The 18,648-nt window shown below is 59.1% G+C and carries 18 protein-coding genes; 9 read left to right on the top strand and 9 right to left on the bottom strand.

The window, feature by feature from the left end; genetic code table 11:
* Positions 1 to 14: 14 nt before the first annotated feature.
* The 8 genes from bioF to LG327_RS17485 all read left to right on the top strand — a co-directional run bounded on the left by bioF (position 15) and on the right by LG327_RS17485 (position 8,504).
* Positions 15 to 1,193 carry an 8-amino-7-oxononanoate synthase gene (gene bioF / locus LG327_RS17520; protein WP_404363901.1) on the top strand — a complete coding sequence of 393 codons (1,179 nt, stop codon included), beginning with the start codon at positions 15 to 17 and terminating at the stop codon, positions 1,191 to 1,193.
* Positions 1,190 to 1,933 carry an alpha/beta hydrolase gene (locus LG327_RS17515; RefSeq protein ID WP_404363899.1) on the top strand — a complete coding sequence of 248 codons (744 nt, stop codon included), beginning with the start codon at positions 1,190 to 1,192 and terminating at the stop codon, positions 1,931 to 1,933. The genes bioF and LG327_RS17515 overlap by 4 nt, the downstream gene beginning before the upstream one ends.
* Positions 1,930 to 2,745, top strand: coding sequence for a malonyl-ACP O-methyltransferase BioC (gene bioC, locus LG327_RS17510; protein ID WP_404363898.1), 816 nt, complete (start codon positions 1,930 to 1,932; stop codon positions 2,743 to 2,745). The genes LG327_RS17515 and bioC overlap by 4 nt, the downstream gene beginning before the upstream one ends.
* Positions 2,746 to 2,765: 20 nt before the next feature.
* Entirely contained in the window at positions 2,766 to 3,452 is a 687-nt protein-coding gene (gene bioD, locus LG327_RS17505; protein WP_404363896.1) for a dethiobiotin synthase, read from the top strand.
* Between the two features lie 52 nt (positions 3,453 to 3,504).
* Positions 3,505 to 3,750 (top strand): flagellar biosynthesis protein FlgE, encoded by a 246-nt coding sequence (locus LG327_RS17500; RefSeq protein WP_404363895.1) that lies wholly within the window; start codon positions 3,505 to 3,507, stop codon positions 3,748 to 3,750.
* 15 nt (positions 3,751 to 3,765) lie between these two features.
* Complete coding sequence (locus LG327_RS17495; RefSeq protein ID WP_404363893.1) at positions 3,766 to 4,455, top strand: putative metalloprotease CJM1_0395 family protein; 690 nt, start codon at positions 3,766 to 3,768, stop codon at positions 4,453 to 4,455.
* Between the two features lie 285 nt (positions 4,456 to 4,740).
* Complete coding sequence (locus tag LG327_RS17490) at positions 4,741 to 6,537, top strand: acyl-CoA dehydrogenase C-terminal domain-containing protein (protein WP_404363892.1); 1,797 nt, start codon at positions 4,741 to 4,743, stop codon at positions 6,535 to 6,537.
* Between the two features lie 176 nt (positions 6,538 to 6,713).
* Positions 6,714 to 8,504, top strand: a complete 1,791-nt coding sequence (locus LG327_RS17485) for an acyl-CoA dehydrogenase C-terminal domain-containing protein (RefSeq protein ID WP_404363890.1) — start codon at positions 6,714 to 6,716, stop codon at positions 8,502 to 8,504.
* A 70-nt stretch (positions 8,505 to 8,574) separates the two neighbouring features.
* Here the strand turns inward: LG327_RS17485 and LG327_RS17480 are convergent, their stop codons facing one another.
* The 5 genes from LG327_RS17480 to leuS form a co-directional block, all read right to left on the bottom strand.
* Positions 8,575 to 9,210 (bottom strand): endonuclease, encoded by a 636-nt coding sequence (locus LG327_RS17480; RefSeq protein WP_404363888.1) that lies wholly within the window; start codon positions 9,208 to 9,210, stop codon positions 8,575 to 8,577.
* Between the two features lie 133 nt (positions 9,211 to 9,343).
* Positions 9,344 to 9,607 (bottom strand): hypothetical protein, encoded by a 264-nt coding sequence (locus LG327_RS17475; protein WP_404363886.1) that lies wholly within the window; start codon positions 9,605 to 9,607, stop codon positions 9,344 to 9,346.
* A 104-nt stretch (positions 9,608 to 9,711) separates the two neighbouring features.
* Entirely contained in the window at positions 9,712 to 10,716 is a 1,005-nt protein-coding gene (holA, locus tag LG327_RS17470; RefSeq protein ID WP_404363884.1) for a DNA polymerase III subunit delta, read from the bottom strand.
* Positions 10,713 to 11,282, bottom strand: coding sequence for an LPS assembly lipoprotein LptE (gene lptE, locus LG327_RS17465; RefSeq protein WP_404363882.1), 570 nt, complete (start codon positions 11,280 to 11,282; stop codon positions 10,713 to 10,715). The genes holA and lptE overlap by 4 nt, the downstream gene beginning before the upstream one ends.
* A 1-nt stretch (position 11,283) precedes the next feature.
* Entirely contained in the window at positions 11,284 to 13,869 is a 2,586-nt protein-coding gene (leuS, locus tag LG327_RS17460; RefSeq protein ID WP_404369532.1) for a leucine--tRNA ligase, read from the bottom strand.
* 189 nt (positions 13,870 to 14,058) lie between these two features.
* Between leuS and LG327_RS17455 the strand changes: the two genes are divergently transcribed.
* Complete coding sequence (locus tag LG327_RS17455) at positions 14,059 to 14,634, top strand: zinc ribbon-containing protein (RefSeq protein ID WP_404363880.1); 576 nt, start codon at positions 14,059 to 14,061, stop codon at positions 14,632 to 14,634.
* A 36-nt stretch (positions 14,635 to 14,670) separates the two neighbouring features.
* Here the strand turns inward: LG327_RS17455 and lnt are convergent, their stop codons facing one another.
* From lnt to LG327_RS17435, 4 genes are read right to left on the bottom strand one after another with little or no spacing between them, the layout of a single operon-like run.
* On the bottom strand, positions 14,671 to 16,233 hold the full coding sequence (gene lnt, locus LG327_RS17450; RefSeq protein WP_404363878.1) for an apolipoprotein N-acyltransferase: 1,563 nt from the start codon (positions 16,231 to 16,233) through the stop codon (positions 14,671 to 14,673).
* Entirely contained in the window at positions 16,181 to 17,026 is an 846-nt protein-coding gene (locus tag LG327_RS17445; protein ID WP_404363876.1) for an HlyC/CorC family transporter, read from the bottom strand. Before LG327_RS17445 ends, lnt begins: the two co-directional genes overlap by 53 nt.
* The gene (gene ybeY / locus LG327_RS17440; protein ID WP_404363874.1) at positions 17,023 to 17,496 is read right to left on the bottom strand and encodes an rRNA maturation RNase YbeY; all 474 of its coding nucleotides are present in this window, start codon (positions 17,494 to 17,496) and stop codon (positions 17,023 to 17,025) included. Before ybeY ends, LG327_RS17445 begins: the two co-directional genes overlap by 4 nt.
* On the bottom strand, positions 17,493 to 18,476 hold the full coding sequence (locus tag LG327_RS17435; protein WP_404363872.1) for a PhoH family protein: 984 nt from the start codon (positions 18,474 to 18,476) through the stop codon (positions 17,493 to 17,495). The genes ybeY and LG327_RS17435 overlap by 4 nt, the downstream gene beginning before the upstream one ends.
* Positions 18,477 to 18,648 lie beyond the last annotated feature (172 nt).

Raw genomic sequence — 18,648 nt, 5'->3', positions numbered from 1 at the left:
GGCAAGGGCCGACCATGCGTGACTTTGCAGCCGAACTGGAAAAGCGAAAGCAGGCGGGGCTTTACCGCACGCGCCGGTTGATCACTGGGCCCCAGCAGCCAGAGCTGGTCTCTGACGGTGTTCCCCTGCTGTCGTTCTGCAGTAATGACTATCTGGGTCTGGCCAGCCATCCCGGCATCAGCCGTGCCGCCATGGATGCGATGCGGCATATTGGCCTGGGTGGCGGGTCGTCACACCTGATCTGCGGCCATCACGATGCCCATCACCGGCTGGAACTCCGGTTGGCGGCGTTTACCCGCCGCAGCGCGGCCCTGTTTTTCTCCACCGGCTATATGGCCAATATGGGCGCAATATCGGCGCTGGCTGGCCGCGGCGACACCATTTTTTCAGATCGCCTGAATCATGCCTCGATTATCGATGGCTGTATCCTCAGCCGCGCGAGGGTTCGCCGCTATCCCCACGGGGACACGGAGGCCCTGGCGGCTATGCTGGCCAGCACCGATGGTCACAAACTTGTGGTGACCGATGGCGTGTTCAGTATGGACGGGGACATTGCACCCCTGAAGGAGCTCGCGGCTCTCTGCCGCAGGCACGATGCACTGCTGGTGGTAGATGACGCCCATGGCGTGGGTGTGCTTGGGCCCCAGGGGCGCGGCAGTCTGATTGAGCAGGGGCTTTCCGAGGAGGATGTGCCGGTGCTGATAGGCACATTGGGCAAGGCTGTTGGCACCGGTGGTGCGTTTATCGCCGGCCCGCAACTGCTGATGGATTACCTGGTACAAAAGGCCCGGACCTATATCTACACCACAGCGATGCCTCCGGCTATTGCCATGGCTACCTGTGCCAGCCTCGACCTGATTGAGCGGGAAGAAAACCGTCGCAGCCACCTCCAGGCGCTGATTACAGAATTCCGCCGCGGAGCATCGGCCCTTGGTTACGAGCTGATGCCATCCCGCACTCCGATACAACCGATCATGGTCGGTGACAACTGGTCTGCCCTGGCACTGAGTAAGGCGCTGGAGGAGAAAGGCCTTATGGTCACGGCTATCAGGCCGCCGTCGGTGCCGGAAGGCGAAGCCCGTTTGCGGGTGACGCTCAGCGCAGCCCACTCCATGGCGGATGTGGAACGACTGGTGGCGGCGCTCGCGGACTGTCGCCCACTGCTGAAGTGGGCTTCTGAAGAGGCGGTATGAATCAGACCGCCCCACAACCCTCACTGGTCCTTATCGGAGGCTGGGGCGTCGATGCCGCCATGCTGCTTCCCCTGTTCCAGCGCTGGCCCGGCAAAATGCACCTGATATCGTTGACTGATGAGGTGATGAGCCGGTGTGAATCGGTGGCGGATGCTGCCGCCTGTCTTCTTGAGCGCTATCCTGGCCCCTCGATCTGGGCAGGCTGGTCCCAGGGTTCCCAGATCGTCATGGCAGCGGCCTCGTCAGGTGGCCCTCAGGTTGACAGGGTGATTACCCTCGCCGGGTTCCCCCGCTTTGTCGCTGGCCCTGACTGGTCGGCTGGCATGGCAGCTGAGGCGTTTGCCGCCTTCAGGGCCGGTGTTGTCAGCGCCCCCCCTCTGGCCTGGCGGCGTTTCCAGCATCTGTTGATCCACGGCAGCGACGATCCTCTGCAGGCCCGCCAGGATCTTCTGCCATGGCTCAAACAGGGCGCTTCGGTAAGCCCGGACAACCTGATCCGTGGCCTGGACTGGCTGGAATCGGAAAACCAGCAATCCTTGTGGCAGAGCGCGGGAGTGCCAGCGCTCCATGTCCAGGCTGGGAAAGATGCAGTGGTGGGCCCATGGGCAGAAACTTTCGCGACCGCTGACACTTCCGAGGTGATTACCATACCAGGGATGAGTCATTGGCCACGGGGCCGGGCAATCAAATCGTGCCGGGATGAGATTCATTATTTTATATTCGGAAAGGAGGAATCATGACGACCCTGGCTCCTCCCGCGAAATCAGCTATTGCGAAGGATTTCGGGGCTGCTTCGAAGACCTACAATCCCGCAGCCCGACTACAGCGCTACATGGGCCAGGTCATGCTGGATCAGCTCCAGGAAGGGCAGTGCCTGCAAGGTACCAACGCCGGCTGTCGGGTGCTTGACCTGGGGTGTGGCACCGGCTGGTTCACCGACCAGTTGGCGGACATGTTCAACGGATCGCGAGATGTCGTAACCGGAGCCGATCTTTCGCCGGGCATGCTGGACTATGCGCGGGCTGCCGGCGCTCCCGGAATTCGCTGGCTGGCAGCGGATGCTGAGTCCCTGCCGCTGAAGGACAACAGCCTGGATGTGGTGTTCAGCAATCTGATGATCCAGTGGTGCCGCCATTCCTCGGCGGTCCTGGCCGAGTGTCGCAGGGTTCTCAGGCCGGGAGGGCAGTTATTTGTCTCAACCCTGCTGGACGGCACGCTGGATGAGCTAAGGCAGGCCTGGCATCGGGCTGATCCCGGGCAGGAACACGTTAACCAGTTCGAGAGCGAGGCTGGTTTTCGCAGCCAGACTCTTGAAGTGCTACCAGAGCACCGGATTACCACCGAATCCATCGCACTGGATTATCCTTCACCACTTGCCCTGCTGGCAGAGCTGAAAGCGATCGGGGCCGGTTTCAAGGGCTCGTCCCGTCGCCGGAGTGCGACAGCGCCGGGCCGTTTGCGGACCATGTGCCACCATTACCCGAAAGGCAGTGATGGCCGGATCCATGCTACTTACAGGGCGGCATGGCTCACCTGCCATCTGCCTGATTGACTATCGGAGTTCTCCGGGCCATGGCCAGAAAAAGTTATTTCGTTACCGGTACTGACACAGGCGTTGGCAAGACGCTGGTTTCCGCAGCGATCCTTCATGCGGCGAATCAGCGGGGGCTGCGCACCCTCGGGATGAAACCGGTGGCCTCCGGCTGCGATCAGACTCCTGATGGACTGAGAAATTCCGATGCCCTGATGTTACAGGCGGCGATGTCCGAAGCACTGTCCTACGAGCAGGTCAATCCCGTGGCGCTGGAGCCTGCCATTGCGCCCCATGTAGCTGCCAGGCAGGCGGGAAGGCAGCTATCTGCCCAGCGCCTGGCCGGATTCTGCCGCGGCCTCCAGCTTCGCCCGGCCGACCTTTTACTGGTGGAGGGCGCCGGAGGCTGGCGGGTTCCTCTGAATGACAGCGAGACATACGCCCAGGTGCCGCGGGAGCTTGGTATGGATGTCATTCTGGTGGTTCCCCTCAGGCTGGGCTGCATCAACCACGCTTTGCTGACGGTTGAGGCTATTAACGCTGATGGGCTGGCCCTCGCAGGCTGGGTGGCCAACCGCCCCGAGGCTGAGGCGATGGCGTCAGAACAGGACACCCTGAGCTACCTTCTGGAACACATAGCTGCGCCCTGCCTTGGGATCCTGCCCTGGCAGGAGGATCCGGAACGACTCGCCGCGCTGATCGATGTTTCACCATTGATTGAAAACTGAACACAAGTGTGGCTTAATTGTACACATCTAAGGCTGTCAGGTAGTCGCTGCCATGATTAGCAACACGCTTGGAATTGGTATTCAGGGCATTCAGGAAGGGATCCAGGGCATGGATAACGCCGCGCGACGCATTGCGCGTGGTGGCCAGGATGGCCCCCAGGGCAGTGCGTCCGGATCCGGTGATCTGCTTGAGCCCATTGTCGATCTGAAGCTCTATGCCCGCTCTGTGGAGGCATCGGCCCAGGTTGTCAAGACCGCTGACGAAACTGTGGGCACTCTTCTTGACATCATGGCCTGATCCCCGGCCACTGAAATGATTCCGACTTCACTTCCTCCCGCTGGTTTTGGGCCGGCTCCGACAATCGTCGGTGGCGTTCGTGGCGGCGTGGGAAAAACCGTGTTACCGGAAGTTGAAGCCGCTCCGGATACACCCAAGCCAGGGTCCGAGCGGCGCTCTGTCCCGGATGGCCGTTCCGTCCCCGGAAAGCCGTCTTCAGACAGCACAGTCTCGCCTGTGAACCTTGATGAAGCGGCGCTCAAAGAGCTTGAGACGCTCAAGGCCCGGGACCGGGAAGTCCGTGCCCATGAAATGGCTCACAAGGCTGTGGGAGGGCAGTATGCCGGTGCCATCTCCTATGTGTTTCAGCGAGGGCCGGACGGTGCCCAGTACGCCGTTGGCGGTGAAGTATCCATCAGCCTTTCCCCGATTCAGGGGGACCCCCAGGCAACCGTTGAGAAGATGCGGATCGTGCGTGCCGCCGCAATGGCGCCCGCAGAGCCCTCAGGCCAGGATCGCGCAGTTGCAGCAGAAGCCATGCAGATGATGCTTCGGGCTCAGGTCGACCTGGCCCTTGAACGGCGGGAAAACCAGCAGGATGCTGGCGACCGTGAAGCACGGGGCGAACGCGCCTCTGCGGTCTATGGTTCGGTTTCCGGTCTCACAAATGAAAGCGAAGACAGTTCTCCCTCGGGCAGTGAGTCAGGTTTTCAGGCCGTAGCCTGAATCTCCCATTTTTATTTCCTCCAGTGAAACGGCCACGCTGTGGCAATCGGTTGCATAATGCAACACAAATTCCGTGCGCGGCGCTTGACAATTCTGCTGTAACAAACGTATGTTTCAAACAGTTGTTTGAGCGTTGCCTTGGCCAGATTGAATACCGTCGGCGGGGCGTTCGCAGCACCAGAGTGAGGGCCGTTCGCGGCGTCAGGCTGGTGCCCACAAGCACAAATCAAGGCTTAGTGCTGCCGCATTGGCTGCAGTCATGACCGTATAACTGAGGTGGATTCCATGCCTGAATATAAAGCGCCCCTGCGTGACATCAAATTTGTAATGAGTGAGCTGCTGAATAGTGAGCAACACTACGCCAGTCTGGGTGCCGAAGACGCAACGCCCGATATGATCGACGCGATTATCCAGGAAGGCGCCAAATTCTGTGAACAGGTGCTGTCCCCCCTGAACCAGGTCGGTGACCGGGAAGGCTGTACCTGGAGTGAAGAAGGTGTGAAGACACCTACTGGCTTCCGCGAAGCCTACAAGCAGTATGTTGAGGGTGGCTGGCCCTCCATGACTGCCGCTCCCGAGCATGGTGGTCAGGGTCTGCCTGAGTCAGTTGGCATCGTGATGAGCGAAATGGTCGGCACTGCAAACTGGTCCTGGGGTATGTACCCGGGGCTGAGCCACGGCGCAATGAACACGGTCGAGCTGCACGGCACGGACGAACAGAAGGAAACCTACCTCACCAAAATGATCAGCGGTGAGTGGACCGGCACCATGTGTCTGACCGAAGCCCATTGTGGCTCGGATCTGGGCATCCTTCGCAGCAGGGCAGAGCCCAATGCTGATGGTTCCTACAGCATTACCGGCACCAAGATCTTCATCTCCGCCGGCGAACACGACATGGCCGACAACATTATTCACGTGGTTCTGGCACGTCTGCCCGGGGCTCCGGAAGGCACCAAGGGTATTTCCCTGTTCATCGTGCCCAAGTTCCTTCCTGATGCCGAAGGCAATGCAGCTGAGCAGAATGCGGTCTCCTGTGGCTCCATCGAGCACAAGATGGGTATCCATGGTAACGCCACCTGCGTGATGAATTTCGATGGCGCCAAGGGCTGGCTGATTGGGCCGGAGAACAAGGGCCTGAACTGCATGTTCACCTTCATGAACGTTGCCCGTCTGGGCACGGCGATTCAGGGCCTGGGTTCAGCCGAGCTGTCCTTCCAGGGTTCTCTGGCCTATGCCAAAGACCGTCTCGCCATGCGCTCGCTGTCTGGCGCCAAGAAGCCGGAAGCGCCTGCCGATCCGATTATCGTTCACCCGGACGTGCGCCGCATGCTGCTGACCCAGAAAGCGGTCGCCGAAGGCGCGCGGGCACTGATCTATTACACGGCCCAGCAGGGTGACATAGTTCAGCGTGGTAAAACCGAGGAAGAGCGCAGGGAAGCCGACGAGCTGATGGGCTTCCTGACTCCCATTGCCAAGGCCTTCCTCACCGAGATTGGCCACGAGGCGTCAAACCTCGGCATGCAGGTATTCGGTGGCCACGGCTTCATCTCCGAGTGGGGAATGGAGCAGGTGGTCCGCGACGCCCGCATTGGCATGATCTATGAAGGCACTACCGGTATTCAGGCGCTGGATCTTCTGGGCCGCAAGGTGCTGATGACCCAGGGTGAGTCTCTGAAGCGTTTCACCAGGCAGGTTCACGTTTTCTGCAAGGAAAACGCCGAAAACGAGCAGATGAAGCAGTTCATTGAGCCACTTCAGGCTATCAACAGGGAGTGGGGAGAGCTCACCGTGAAGCTTGGCATGAGCGCCATGCAGAACCGCGAAGAAGTGGGTTCTGCATCCGTGGACTACCTGATGTATTCCGGCTATGCCGTATTTGCCTATCTCTGGGCGAAGATGGCACAGGTGGCTCTGAACACCATGGCCGAGGGCACCACAGAAGAAACCTTCTATAATGCCAAGGTCCAGACCGCACGGTTCTACTTCACCCGGATACTCCCGCGGGCACGTGGCCACGCCGAAAGCATGCTGGCCGGCGCTGATACCCTGATGGACATGCCGGAAGAAGCCTTCGCCTTTTAAGACGAGCCGATTCCGGAACATGATAAAGCCCGCGCTCCCAGGAGGCGGGTTTTTCCATTTAAGTCCCGGTCAAATACCATGAGTTCACGCCCAGTTTTGGTTAAACTGGGCCACTTTTTCAGAATCGTCGGATGGGCAGCGTCCCTGTTGCCGCCCCGCATATTGGAGACTATTCAATGGCAGACTATCAGGCGCCTTTGCGTGACATTCGTTTTGTTATGAATGAGGTATTCGATGTTCCCTCCCTGTGGGCCTCTTTGCCCAAACTGGCGGAACAGGTGGATCCCGAAACCGCTGACGCCATCCTCGAAGAGGCCGCCAAGATCACATCCGGCGTGCTGGCGCCTCTGAATAGGGAGGGCGATGAACAGGGCTGCAAGTGGAATGACGGTGAAGTGACCACTCCGGACGGCTACCGCGAAGCCTACCAGACCATTGTGGAAGGTGGCTGGAATGGCCTTGGGGGCAACCCGGATTTTGGTGGCATGGGCATGCCCAAGACCCTGGTGGCACAGTTCGAGGAAATGCTGCAGGGCGCCAACATGGCCTTTGGCCTGGCGCCGATGCTGACCGCCGGCGCCTGTCTGGCGCTGGACGCTCACGGAAGTGAGGAGCTCAAGGGAAAATACCTGCCCAGCATGTACTCCGGAGTATGGTCAGGTGCCATGGGCCTGACAGAACCCCACGCAGGAACCGATCTGGGAATCATCCGCACGAAAGCGGAGCCTCAGGATGATGACTCCTACAAGGTCACTGGCACCAAGATCTTCATTACCTGGGGCGAGCATGACATGGCTGAGAACATCATCCATCTCGTGCTGGCCAAGCTGCCTGACGCACCAAAAGGACCAAAAGGGATTTCGCTGTTCCTCGTGCCAAAATTCCTGGTCAACGAAGATGGTACCCTGGGTGAGCGCAACAGCCTGAGTTGTGGCTCCATTGAAAAGAAAATGGGGATCAAGGGTTCCGCCACCTGCGTGATGAATTTTGACGGTGCCAGAGGATGGCTGGTGGGTGAGCCCAACAAGGGCCTTGCAGCCATGTTTACCATGATGAACTACGAACGGCTTGGTGTCGGGATCCAGGGCATGGGGGCTGCCGAAGCTTCCCTGCAGAGCGCCCGGGAATACGCGCTGGAGCGTATCCAGAGTCGTGCCCCCACCGGAGCGCAGCACAAGGACAAGGTTGCCGACCCGATCATCGTGCATCCTGACGTGCGTCGCATGCTGCTCACCATGAAGGGCTACGTCGAAGGCGGCCGCGCGTTCTCCACTTACGTCGCCCAGTGGCTCGACATATCCAAATACGCCGAGGACGGAGATCGCAGGGTCCTCGCCGAAGGCATGGTGGCCCTGCTGACACCGGTTGCCAAGGCCTTTCTGACCGACCGCGGCCTTGATGCCTGTGTTCTGGGGCAGCAGGTATTCGGCGGCCATGGTTATGTACGGGAGTGGGGCCAGGAGCAGTTGGTCCGGGATGTCCGCATCACCCAGATCTACGAAGGCACCAATGGCATCCAGGCGCTGGATCTCATGGGACGCAAGGTAGTGGGCAGCCAGGGTAAGCTTTACGAGCTGTTTGCTGAGGATATGGCCGACTTCATTGAACAGAATGCTTCCGATCCGGCCCTCCGGCCCTACCTTGAGCCTCTGGCCGCAGCCCTTGAGCGCCTGTCGGATGTCACCGAACATGTAATTGGTCAGGCCGCGCAGAATCCCGATTCCATAGGCGCAGCCTCCGTGGAATACCTGGACCTCTTCGGCCTCACGGCACTTGGCTACATGTGGGTGAAGATCGTCAAGGCGGCAGCAGTGAAGGCGGAAGCCGACACGTCCGGCTTCTACACAGGCAAGCTGAAGACTGCACGGTTCTACTTTGACCGCATGTTGCCGAAAACCGTGTCCCTCGCGGAAAGCATCCGCAGCGGAAGCGACTCCATGATGGCTCTGCACGCTCAGGAATTCTGAGCATATGGTTGCCTGTCAGGGTTTGACCATGGGTCAGCCCTGGCAGGACAGCCCCGCTACCAGAGATCTTCTACGGCTCTTCCATCAGTCCCGGCTGTGTCACAAAGGGATTCTCATTTCCCTGCAGTTCGGCGATCTGCTGGTGACGGCTTATCTCCCTCTCGTCCGGGGGATCCTGACGATTCCATTCCTGCAGCGTAAGTTCGGGTGCCACCAGAGGCAGGTCATGGGTTCTTGCCATATAGGCAATGGTGCGGGCCACATCACCTTTGACGTGATCAGGAGGCTCTATGAATTGCGTGCTTGCCCGTATCCCGCAGTCCTTTACTGATCCCGTCGAGCCCAGCTCCTGATATTTGGCGTTTCGGCGCCAGATTTCGATCCGGCTCTGAACAGGGATTATGTTGAACAGATCGGATGCGATCCTGCGGTAGGCGGCATTCTGTTCGCACTGACTGGCGGTGCCGCACTTGAGCACCGTCTGTGCATGGCTGAGAGGGTAAATGTAGCCCTGGGTTACCATGAAGCCCTTGCTGGCAAAGGGGGTATCACAGAAAAAGGTGCGTCCACCATCTTTCTTCAATTCGCCCCAGAACACTTCCTTGACTACGATGTCCGGATCAGTGGGTAAGTCCTGGGCCACGACGGTCAGAGGTCCAAGGAAAGCCAGCAGGAGTACAACGGGAAAGCCGAAAAGTCCTTTCATGACGATGTAGACCCCCCGGTGCACTGTATCCGCGCTATCCCGAAACCAATGTGTGATTTACATCTCAATTATGGCACAGAGCCATGTCCTGTCACGGCCGCAGTCGCCAGGATTTGTGCATTTATGCAACAGGCTATTTCAAACGTTTTCTGAGACGCTCGTATCCCTGTTTCAGCTCGTTGCCGAGTTCCCTGGCCGATTGCCGTGTTTCCTGGCTCGTGTCTTCCGCATCGTGAACGATGTCGTCGACCTTGCTGCGAAAACGCTGCCAGTATACTTCCAGATCATCCCATTCGTCTTTCACGTCCTGACGGGCAAGGTGGAGATGGACGCGAGCTTCGTCCCTGTATCTTTGCAGGGTCTCGGACAGTTCCTTCATATCATCCTTCAGAGTCATGATTCGCACCTCCGCTGAACGAAATGGCACGGGCCACAAGGCCGGCCTTACACAAGCAACAATGCAGGGGATGGTCAAAAGCTGTCAAGGGGCTTAGCTCTGGCTTAGCTCTGGCTGAGCTCGGTACTGAGAGTGCGAAGGTGAAACCATGGGGTATGCTCGCCAAAGCCTTTGGCGGCACGGTCCGTATCGCTGCAACGAATGATGGCCTGGTTAAGCTGGCCTGCTGACAGCCTGCGGGCTGCCTGCTCCAGTGCCTTCATGCGCTGCGGCTGAAAGACCCCATGGGATTTGAGAAAGCTGGCGGCGGCTTCTCTCCGGCCCAGGGCCCGCTGCAACTCGAGGGTGAGATTCAGATCCCGGCTCAGCACTGTCAGCAGGCCCAGGGGGTTTTCCCCTTCCTGCTGCAGCGCTCCAAGAATCCTGTGGGCACTCGGGGCCTTGCCGGTAAGAATGTCGGTTACCAGGTCAAACGGGTTAAAACGAGCACTGTTCTGCACTGCCTGCTCGACAGTTTCCTCGTCGATGGTGCCGGTCTTGCTGAACAGGACCAGGCGATCCATTTCCTGGCTGGCGGCCAGCAGATTGCCTTCAAGTCTGTCAGTCAGGATTTCCAGGGCTCCGCGGGTCAGGGTGAGACCCTTTGCCTGTGCGCGCTGCTGAAGCCAGCCGGGGAACCTGTCTGAGTCCACAGGCCAGACGACCACGTGGACGCCTGAAGCCTGAAGCGCCTTGTACCATTTGCGCTTCAGTTCCGCCGGGTCGAGCCGGGCGCTGATCAGAAGCAGCACGATATCCTCGGAGGGAGAAGCAAGCACCTGCTCCATGACACTGCGTCCATCCCCCAACTTGCCGGTGGGCAGGTGTATCTCGATGCGACGCTTTTCGGCGAAAAGTGACAGGGCACTGAATTCCTCGGCCACCAGATTCCAGTCCAGCTGGCGGTCAGCGTGAAACGTCACCCGGTCATGAAAGCCGGCCTCCCTGGCCGTCTGGCGTATCAGGTCACAGGATTCCTGGACCAGCAAAGGCTCATCCCCGGACACCAGATAGACTGGCCCAAGACTTTTCTTCAGCAGTTGCGGAAGCTGTGCAGGCTGGGTCTTCACGGAGTCTCGTCCCGATCAGCTTCGGTTTCGGCTGCCGCTGCCGCCGCGGAACGGAGGGACTCGATCCGCTCGCCGGTCAGAGGCGCCAGCCGGAAGATGATCTGTTCCGCCAGCCGCTGATAGAGTCCGCTACGGATTTCCTGCTCTTCCCGGCGTTTGGCAAGGACGTTGGTCTCGTCATAGCGGTAGGTGTCCCGGGTGGAGAGCTGGGTATCGGCGATCAGCGGAAGGCTGTCACTGGTGATAACGGACATCGAAAGGGACTGCCGCAGATCGAATTCCGCAGCGGACGCCTGCTGTGTGATGGCGCTGGCCCGGCGCTCCTCCCTGAAATTTTCCAGCCTCAGCACATGGGCGGCATCTTCAGGCTCGGCCAGCTGGATATCTCTGAGTTCGAGCTGATTTTTCACCGTGCGACACAGCTCCTGCGGCATTCTTTCATTGCATTGCAGAGCAATCGGCTCCAGCGCATCGGATATCTGGGCCTGGCCCCGCAGCTGAAAACCGCAGCCGGTCAGACTAAGCGCAAGCAGGCAGGGGACCAGAAGCAGCCGGGAAAATGCCATATCAGCTGGCCACCACATTGACCAGTTTGCCCGGCACCACGATCACTTTGCGAACTGTCTTGCCCTCAGTGAAACGGGCCACGTTTTCATCTTTCAGTGCCAGGGTCTCCAGGCCCGCGTTGTCCATGCCTGCCGGCACTTCGACTCGGGACCGGACCTTGCCATTGACCTGCAGGACCACCTGTATCCGGCTTCTGACCATCGCGCGTTCATCCGCCTCGGGCCAGCGCACATCAACCACCGGCTCATCATGGCCGAGGCTCTGCCAGAGACTGTGACAGACATGGGGGGCAATGGGTGAAAGCATCAATACCGCCGTTTCGAGAGCTTCCTGGAGTACAGCGCGGCTCTGGGGGCTGTCGTTTTCAAGGCGGCCGGCTTCATTCAGCAGTTCCATCACCGCGGCAATGGCGGTATTGAATGTCAGCCGGCGGCTGATGTCGTCACTGACCTTGGCGATGGTCTCATGGGTCTTGCGATGAACGTCTTTCTGGGCATCGTTCAGGCTGTCGGCCTCAAGCCCCGGCACTGGGCCGGCGGCCGTGTGTTCACTGACCATGCGCCACAGACGCCTGAGGAATCGGTGAGCACCTTCCACGCCGCTGTCAGACCACTCCAGGGACTGTTCCGGCGGTGCCGCGAACATCATGAACAGCCGCACGGTATCCGCTCCGTACTGGTCAATAATGGCCTGGGGGTCGATCCCGTTGTTCTTGGATTTTGACATCTTGGTGGTACCAGCCGGGATCACCGGCAGTCCATCATCCCTGTGCCGGGCGCTGACGATCTGGCCCTTCTCATTGCGCTCGATCACAACGTCTGCTGGTGGTATCCACTCCTTGCCGCCCCGCTCGTCTTCCCGGTAATAGGTATCGGCCAGCACCATGCCCTGGCAAAGCAGCCGCTTGAAGGGCTCAGAGCTGGTGACCAGGCCGACATCCCGGAGCAGCTTGTGGAAGAAGCGGGCATAGAGCAGGTGCAGGATGGCATGTTCAATCCCGCCGATGTACTGGTCTACCGGCAGCCAGTAGTTGGCGGCCTCAGGATCCAGCATCCCCTTGTCGTAATTGGGGCTGCAGAATCTGGCGTAATACCAGGATGACTCCATGAAGGTGTCAAAAGTGTCGGTTTCCAGGGTGGCAGGCTGGCCCTGCCAGGTGGTCTGGGCCCATTCCGGGTCTGCCTTGATGGGGGATTTGACGCCATCCATCTCGACGTCTTCCGGTAGCACCACCGGCAACTGGTCGTCCGGTACCGGGCGCTCCGTGCCGTCAGCCAGGGTCATCATGGGAATTGGAGCGCCCCAGTATCTCTGGCGGGAGACGCCCCAGTCCCGCAGTCGGTAGTTGACCGTGCGCCGGCCAATGCCTTCCTGCTCGAGGAAGTCCGCAATGGCATTGAAGCCCTCTTCACTGGTCAGCCCTGTGTATCTTCCGGAGTCGACGAGCACGCCTTTTTCCGTGAAGGCCTGTTCGTGAATATCGATTTCACGGTTGTCCAGTGGCGCAATGACCTGTTTGATGGGCAGTCGGTACCTGAGTGCGAACTCATGGTCGCGCTCATCATGGGCCGGTACTGCCATCAGGGCGCCCGTGCCGTATTCCATGAGGACAAAGTTCGCAGCCCAGACCGGGACCAACTCCTGAGTCAGGGGGTGTATGGCACGGTAGCCTGTGTCCACGCCCAGCTTTTCCATGGTGGCCATGTCCGCTTCCGCCACTTTGCTGTTGCGGCACTGTTCGATGAACTCCGAAACCTCGCGGCTATTGGCCGCCGCCTCCCGGGTCAGCGGGTGCTCCGCCGCAACCGCCATGTAGGTGGCGCCCATGAGGGTGTCTGGACGGGTGGTATATACCGTGAGTCCGCCCTCGTGGTCCTTCAGGTCAAAGGTCAGTTCAGTGCCCACGGACTTGCCGATCCAGTTCCGCTGCATGGTCTTGACCTGCTCCGGCCACTCATCGAGCTGGTCCAGATCGGCCAGAAGCTCCTCGGCGTAGTCGGTGATGCGGATAAACCACTGGGGAATCTTCTTCTGTTCCACAACCGCCCCGGAACGCCAGCCCCGGCCATCCACCACCTGTTCGTTGGCAAGTACGGTCTGATCAACAGGATCCCAGTTGACCGTGGACATTTTCTTGTAGACCAGGCCTTTCTCGAACAGGCGGGTGAAGAACCACTGTTCCCAGCGATAGTAGTCGGGCTTGCAGGTAGCCAGTTCACGGCTCCAGTCATAGCCGAACCCCAGCTGCTTGAGCTGGTTTTTCATATACTCGATATTGGCATAGGTCCATTTCGCAGGCGCCGACCTGTTGGCGATAGCCGCATTCTCGGCAGGAAGACCGAAAGCGTCCCACCCCATGGGCTGCATGACATTTTTGCCCTGCATGCGCTGGTACCGGGAAACCACGTCGCCTATGGTGTAGTTGCGGACGTGGCCCATGTGCAGTTTGCCGCTGGGGTAGGGGAACATGGAGAGGCAGTAGTACTTGGGCTTGCCCGGTTCTTCCTGGACGCGAAAAGTCTGGTTGTCTTCCCAGAACTGCCGGGCATTGTGCTCAACCTCTCGCGGGCTGTATTGCTCGTCCATTCCTGCCATTGCCTGTATTACCTGTTGTCGAAAAAATCTGTTGTCGAAAAAACTGCTGTAAAATAAGAGTCACGGAGGGGCCGGACATTCTAACGCACCAGATCCCTTACAGGTAGCCTGCAGCGCGCGGTGTCTTGTGCCAGGCTGGAGATAGAAGAGACACATGTTTTCAATTCAGGAGTGGATGCCATGACAGAGCCCCGAAGTTCATTTACAGGGAAGGCGCTGGACGCCTATAACCGGATGCTTGAGCGGGTGGAATTGCGGCTCAGGGATCTGGAGCGTTCCAGCCTCGATGAACTGCGGCAGGAGATCGAAAATGCGGCGAGGCAGGAGGTCGAACTGGAGGAAATGACCCGCGACGAGATCAGTCTTCTGTCAGCCTACCTGCAGCGTGATCTGGAGCACCTGGCCCACTTTGTGGACAAGGACCCAGGCGGCAGCGTCGGGGAATGGCTCCGGCTGGATCTTTCGCTGATTGAGCACCGCCTGAAAGAACTGCTTTTTTCCGTGGCCGACAAGACCCGGGTGGACTACGTGGAGCTCGACCAGAAGCTCCATAACCGGGAAGCTGGCCAGTACATCAGCGGGGAGGTGGCAACGGCCGGGGTTCTGAGGTGCGTGGAATGCGGTCATATGCGGTGTCTGACCAGAACTGACCACATAGAGCCCTGCGAAGCCTGCAACTCCCATTATTTCGAACGGGTTACCGCACACTGGCCCCATGAGGAAGCACCCATACCCTCGGCGCCCTCTGAAAGGTAGCGCCGGAGCGCGCAGGCCCATCCCGGAGGGCCCGCGTCAACGGAGCGGGGGTATCTTCCGTTGCCTTGTGAACACAATCAGGATTGCCGCCAGAGTCAGGGTCGGCCATGACCCTGAGAGCATGAAGGGCGTTGCGCCAGAAGCGGTATAGACCTCGCCACGGAGGGTGTCCCGGGAAAACCGGGGAATGGTGCCTGTCACCTGTCCCCGCTGGTCAATCACTGCCGTGATGCCATTGTTGGTCCCCCGCAGCATGTATCGCCCGGTCTCCAGTGCCCTCATGCGCGCGATCTGGAGGTGCTGGACAGGTCCCAGGGAATCACCGAACCAGCCGTCGTTGCTGATGGTTACCAGCAGGTCCGTGCCCATGGCGTAACTGGCAACAAAATCCGGGTAGGCCACCTCATAGCAGATAAACGGCATGATCCGATGTATTCCCGCCCGCAGTGGCGACTGATTGGTCGGCCCAGGGGAGAAGTCTGACATGGGCAGATCAAAAAAGCCGATCAGACCCCGGAGCCATTGCTGTAGGGGAACATATTCCCCGAAAGGCACCAGCTTCTGTTTGTGATAGATACCCTCGCCGTTGCCAATGGCCATGATGCTGTTGTGAAAGGTGGAATCGTTTAGCTGCTCGCTAAAGCCAAACCAGGGAATTCCGGTGATCAGGGTGCTGTCTGGCCCAAGTTCTTCCCGGATTAATTCGATGATCGGCCCGGCCTGATCCTGGGTCAGGGGAATGGCGGTTTCGGGCCACAGAATCAGGTCCCGATGCCAGTCGTCGTCTGTCAGATCCAGATAAACCCTTATCTGCTCTTTCAGGAATTCCGGGTCCCACTTGATCTGCTGGGGGATGTCACCCTGCATTGCGGCTATGGAAAGGGGTTTGTCTGCCAGCAGGGTCCAGTTGAATTTTGCCGCGAAGGGCCCCGCCAGCCATGGCACAAGACCCGCCACCACCACGGCTGTTGCGAGAGCCGGCCGGGCGGAGCGGACGAGCAGCCAGGCAGCATAGGCAGCTGCCCCTGTAGTGACAATCCAGAACGTAATGCCATAGACCCCCACCACAGGCGCGAAACCGGCCAGAGGACCATCAACCTGGCCGGTACCGAGAAACAGCCAGGGAAACCCGGTGAGCAGCCAGCTCCTGAGCCAGTCGCCCAGGATCCAGATAGCGGGGAAAAGAATCAGCCGCCGGACAGGATTTCCCCGGGCCAGGTGTCCCCAGGCCCAGAAGGCGAGAGCGTGGAAGAGCGCGAGCCCGGCCACGAAAACCGCAGTGAGGATGATGGCTATGAGCGCCGAGGTGTTGCCGTGCTCACTGATGCTGATATAAACCCAGGAAACGCCGCTGCCAAACAGGCCAAGGCCAAAAATCCATCCGGCGCGGAAAAGGTCTCGAGGAGACAGCTCAAGGCAGACGAGCAGCACCAATACGATGGAAACCGGCGCCAGCCACCACCAGTTGAAAGGCGAGAAGGTAAGAGTCTGGAGGCCGCCGGCAATCAGAAGTACAAAAACATCCAGCCAGCGGCGGCCGGGATTGCTAGCTCTCACTACGCGTAACCTGGAGCAGGCGGATAACGCGGTTGTCAGCATTGGCAATGGTAAAGTTGAGCCCGCCGATATCGATGGACTCACCCCGGCGGGGCAGGTGCCCGAACTCCTTCAGGACAACGCCGCCGATGGTGTCAAACTCCTCTTCGTCGAGCTCGGTTTTGAAGCATTCGTTAAAGTCTTCGACCGGCGTTACCGCCTTGACTGCGAAGCTGCCATCCCCCCTGGCCTTGATGTTGGTTTCCTCATCGAAGTCGTGCTCGTCCTCGATTTCTCCAACGATCTGCTCCAGGACATCCTCGATGGTGATCAGTCCGGCTGTGCCGCCGTACTCGTCCACCACGATGGCCATGTGGTTGCGGGTTTCCTTGAACTCTTTCAGCAGCTGGTTAAGGCGCTTGCTTTCCGGGACGAACGTGGGTGGCCGCAGAATCTCACGGACATGGGACCAGTCAAGTTCATCGTTCAGGGCAAGGGGAAGCAGGTCCTTGGCCAGCAGTATGCCGATCACATCATCCTGGCTGTCACCCACCACCGGAAAGCGGCTGTGGGCGTAGTCAATGACATCTTTCAGAAAGGCTTTGGGCTCCTGGGCAGCCTTTACCGTGATCATCTGGGAGCGGGGGATCATGATTTCATCGACCCGCATGTCGATCATCTGCATCGCGCCTTCAATGATGCTCATGGAGTCGACATCGATGATGTCGTGCTCCTCGGCATCGCGGAGTATTTCCAGCACCTCTTCGATGGATTCAGGCTCGCTGGAGAAGGCCTGTGATATACGTTCCAGCCAGGATTTGTTGCCCTGACTGCGACTCGACTGATCGTCGTTCATGAGTCCTTTTCCGTTTCCTCTGATTCGTATGGATTCCCAAACCCCAGGTCCTTCAGGAGTCCGATTTCAAGGGCTTCCATTAGCTCAGCCTCATCATCGGCCAGATGATCATAGCCCTGAAGATGCAGCATGCCATGAATCACCATATGAGCCCAGTGAGCGCGCAGCGTTTTTCCCTGCTCCCGGGCTTCATCCTCAACCACCGGCGCGCAGACAACCAGATCCCCGGCGAGGGGCACTGTTATACCTGCTGGCGCCTCGAAGGGGAAGGAGAGAACGTTTGTCGGTCCTGTCTTGTGACGGTACAGGCTGTTGAGCTGTGCGCTCTCTTCCCTGTCAACAATGCGGAGTGTCACTTCCGAGGATTCATCCGACTGCCAGGCATGGGCTGCCCAGTGTTCGAGTTCACTGTCCGCGGGCAGGTCAGAGACATCGGTCGCCCGCTGGATATCGACTGCCAGATCGCTCATTGCGTTTTCCCGCTACCTTCATCGAAGGAATCGTAGGCTTCCACGATGCGCTGGACCAGAGGGTGCCGGACAACGTCCTTCGCTTCAAACCGGGTAAAGCCGATGCCGGGGACATCTTTCAGAATGCCGGCTGCATGGGCAAGCCCCGAATTCTGGCCCCTTGGCAGGTCGATCTGGGTGGTGTCGCCGGTAATGACAGCGGTTGAGCCAAAGCCGATCCGGGTAAGAAACATTTTCATCTGTTCCCGGGTGGTGTTCTGGCTCTCATCCAGAATAATGAACGAATTGTTCAGCGTCCGGCCCCGCATGAAGGCAAGGGGGGCAATCTCGATCACGCTTTTTTCGATCAGCCGGGTTACATTCTCAAACCCAAGCATTTCATAAAGCGCGTCGTAAAGCGGCCGGAGATAGGGGTCCACTTTCTGGGCCAGGTCGCCGGGCAGGAAACCGAGCTTCTCGCCGGCTTCCACTGCGGGACGTACCAGCAGAATCCGTTTGACCTGCTCGTCCTGCAGGGCCTCAACGGCACAGGCCACGGCGAGCCAGGTCTTGCCGGTACCGGCCGGCCCTATTCCAAAATTGAGGTCATGGGTGCGGATGTTGTGGACATAGCGCTGCTGGTTGGGACCGCGGGGCTTGGCCTGCAGCTTCGGTGTTTTGATGACGCTCAGGCTGCCATCAAAGGCCACTTCTTCCGGCAGGCGCTCAAAGCCGGATTCCCGGATGAACAGGTGTACTGTGTCAGGACTGATATCCTCTTCGGCTTCGGTTTCCCGGTACAGGTGCCGAATGACTTCCACCGCTGCTGCAACGTGTTCGGTTTCACCCTCCACTCTGAAGTGATGTCCCCGGCGGCCGATGCGAACGTCCATGCGACGTTCGATGTGTTTGAGGTGCTCGTCGAACTGCCCGCACAGGGTTGCCAGGCGGCGCTGATCAACGGGGTGCAGGTCGAATTGTCTTGAATCGTTGGTTTTCAATCTTTCTCCGTCAGGTTTACTCCTCTGGTATCTTTTTCAGGGAGTATGCAGTTTGGATTTGGTGCCATGGCGGAGGGCTGGGAAGCTTTCCAAAAAACGCCCGTAAATACGTCCCTGTAGGGCTCGGTCGCGCCATCCCTGGCGCTCCACGTTTTTGGAAAGCTTCCCAGCC

Source organism: Marinobacter sp., assembly GCF_044799475.1.
In the GTDB taxonomy this organism is placed as follows: domain Bacteria; phylum Pseudomonadota; class Gammaproteobacteria; order Pseudomonadales; family Oleiphilaceae; genus Marinobacter.
Note: the sequence above shows the minus strand (reverse complement) of the source record. Positions and strands in the feature narration are given on the sequence as shown.